Genomic DNA, 440 nt, shown 5'->3' with positions numbered 1-440 from the left:
GATGAATTGGTAGAGGCAATTGCTGCTAAAAATGGTGTAATCAGTCCAGCAACGCAAGCTCAATTACAAGCGATCAAAGATCAATTAGATGTATTGAAAGATACAGCACAAGGCTTGGTTGATGCATTACCTGAATCAGCAGCTAAAGATAGCTTAGATGCTCGTTTAGATGCTCTTGATACAGTTGTACCAGCAGTGAACGATACAGATAGCAATGGTATTGCTGATGATGTTGATGCTGCGATTGCAGCAGCAACACAAGCGGTTCAAACTGCAGAAGCTAAGCATGATGAATTGGTAGAGGCAATTGCAGCTGAAAATGGTGTAATCAGCCCAACAACTCAAGCTGAATTACAAGCGATCAAAGATCAATTAGATGCGTTGAAAGGTACAGCACAAGGCTTGGTTGATGCATTACCTGCATCAGCAGCTAAAGATGA

Annotated in this window: 1 protein-coding gene; it reads left to right on the top strand. The window is 41.8% G+C overall.

The annotated features are described in order from the left end of the window. A partial coding sequence (locus tag AC1M83_RS14185) for a GA-like domain-containing protein (protein ID WP_481590944.1) occupies positions 1-440 on the top strand: 440 nt, incomplete at both ends.

The sequence above is a fragment of the Acinetobacter sp. 25-47-130 genome (genome assembly GCF_056779705.1).
This window is presented reverse-complemented; position numbering and strand designations above follow the sequence as displayed.